Origin of the sequence: Brevundimonas sp. (assembly GCF_036677305.1) — a bacterium.
Taxonomy (GTDB): Bacteria; Pseudomonadota; Alphaproteobacteria; order Caulobacterales; family Caulobacteraceae; genus Brevundimonas.
This window is the reverse complement of sequence record NZ_JAKFEB010000241.1, coordinates 1-2,579: the sequence shown is the minus strand read 5'-3', so window position 1 is coordinate 2,579 and position 2,579 is coordinate 1. Positions and strand designations below refer to the sequence as shown.

The following is a 2,579-nucleotide window of genomic DNA, read 5'->3' as shown; positions in this document are numbered from 1 at the left end:
TCCGCGCCCCAGCCCACGGCCACGGGCATCATGCCCGCGCCCATGGCGAAGGTGGTCATCAGGATGGGCCGCGCGCGCTTGTGGGCGGCGTCCATGATGGCGTCCAGGCGCTTCATCCCGTCCTTCTCGGCCATGACGATATAGTCGACCAGCAGGATGGAGTTCTTGGCCGCGATCCCCATCAGCATCAGCACCCCGATCAGGGACGAGATGGAGAAGCTCGAGCCGCCGATCATCAGGGCCACGAACGCCCCGCCGATGGCCAGCGGCAGGGAGGCCATGATGGTCACCGGATAGGCGAAGCTGCGGAACAGCAGCACCAGCACGGCGTACATCAGCAGGATGCCGGTGGCGAAGGCCACGGCGAAGCCGGTGATCATCTCGGCGATGAACTCGGCGTCCCCGGCGGGCACCTGACGGACCCCGTTGGGCAGGTTCTTGACGGATGGCAGCTTCTTCACCGCCGCGTCGGCCTCGCCCGAACGGATGCCGTCCAGCTCGGCGGTGATGGAGGCGATGCGCGAACGGTCCTGACGCAGCACCTGCGACGGGCCCGATCCGAACTGGATGTCGGCCACGGCGCTCAGCGGCACGGCGCCGCCGTCGTCCGTCGGCACCCGCAGGGTTTCCAGCACGGCCAGATCCTCGCGCGCCGCTTCCGTCAGCTGCAGGCGGATCGGCACCTGCCGGTCGCCCAGATTGTATTTGGGCAGGTTCTGCGCGACGTCGCCGATGGTGGCGACGCGGATGGTGCGCGAGATGTCGCCCGTCGAGACGCCCATCAGGGCCGCCTGGTCCGGCCGCGGCGTGACGAGGATTTCCGGCCGCGCGATCGAGGCGGTGTTGACCACATTGGCCAGGCCCGGAACGGTGCGCATCTCGGCCTCGATCTTCCGGGCCGCGGCCTCCAGGGCCGCCGGATTGTCGCTGAGGATGGCGAAGGTGTAGCTGGTGCCGTCGGACGGCCCGCCGCCCTGGTTCGCCGCGCCGGCGCCGATCCGGGCGCCCGGAATGGCCTTCCAGCCGTCGACCATCTTGCGGGCGAACTCCTGCTGGCTCAGCGCGCGCTCGCCCTTGTCGACCATGTCGGCATAGACATTGGCCTGGCTGACCTCCTGACCGCCGACAGCGGCGTAGACCGAGGTCACCTCGGGCTGTCGCAGCAGGTCGCGGGTGACCTGCTGCACGATGGCGTCGGTCTGGCGCAGGGTCGCGCCGGGCGGCAGCTCCACCGAGAAGGCGGCGCGCCCCTCGTCTCCCGAGGGCGAGAATTCGAACGGCACCTTGGTGGCCAGGAAGCCGCAGCCGATGAACAGGACCGTGCCCAGGCCGAAGACCTTCCAGCGGTTGGCCAGCGACCAGCGCAGGGACTTCAGATAGGTCCCCATCCAGAACGGGTCGGCGTCCTCGTGCTTGTGGTGCTTCAGCAGATAGGCGGCCATCAGCGGGGTCAACGTCCGCGCCACGACCAGCGAGAAGGCGACCGAGACGCAGGCGGCCAGGGCGAAGGCCTTGAAGAACTGGCCGATGATGCCGGGCATGAAGCCGACCGGCGCGAAGACGGCCAGAATGGTCGCTGTGGTGGCCACGACGGCCAGGCCGATCTCGTCCGCCGCCTCCATGGAGGCGTGATAGGGCGACTTCCCGTCCCGCATGTGCCGGACGATATTCTCGATCTCCACGATGGCGTCGTCGACCAGGATGCCCACCGTCAGCGACAGGGCCAGCAGGGTGACCACGTTCAGCGACTGGTCCAGCGGACCCAGGATGGCGAAGGCGGGGATCAGCGACAGCGGCATGGCCGTGGCCGTGATGAAGGTCGCCCGCCAGTCCCTGAGGAAGATGAAGACGACGATGACCGCCAGACCGGCGCCCAGCAGCAGGGCCTCGATCGAGGCGATGTAGCTTTCCTCGATATATTCGACGCTGGAGGTGACCTTCTCGATGGTCAGTTCGGGATGGGCCTCGTCGATCTGGGCCACGCGCTCGCGGACCTTTTCGGCGACCTTGACCTCGGAGGCGCTGCGCGAGCGCAGGAAGTTGAAGGTCACAGCCTCCTGACCGTTGTAGCGGGCCAGACGGCGCGGTTCGCTCCAGTGGTCCTCAACGGAGCCCAGATCGCCCAGCCTGGCCGAACGGCCGCCGCCCAGCGGGATCAGGGTCTCGCGCAGCTGTTCGATCGAACCCGCGGCGCCGAGGGTGCGGATCGACCGCTCGGAGCCCGAGATGGTCACCCGGCCGCCGGGCAGGTCATTGTTGACCGAGGTCAACGCCTGGCTGACCGAGGCCGCCGTCAGGCCGAAAGAGGCGAGACGGTCGGGATCCAGCTCGACGCGGATCTCGCGGTCCACGCCGCCGGAACGGTTGACCTCGCCGACGCCGCTGATGGACAGCAGCGAGCGGCTGACCTCGTTGTCGATGAACCAGCTGATTTCTTCCGGCGTCATGGTCGACGAGCGGACCACCCAGGTGATCAGGGCGTCGCCGGTGATGTCGATGCGCTGGACGCTGGGTTCCTGCATGTCCTGGGGCAGGTCGGCGCGCAGGCCGCTCATGGCGTTGCGGACGTCGTTGGTGGC

General features: G+C 68.4%; 1 protein-coding gene. It reads right to left on the bottom strand.

Annotated features, from left to right (window positions below; translation table 11 throughout):
- Window positions 1-2,579: efflux RND transporter permease subunit (locus V6M42_RS13740; RefSeq protein WP_332679003.1), on the bottom strand; the 2,579-nt coding region annotated here is incomplete at both ends.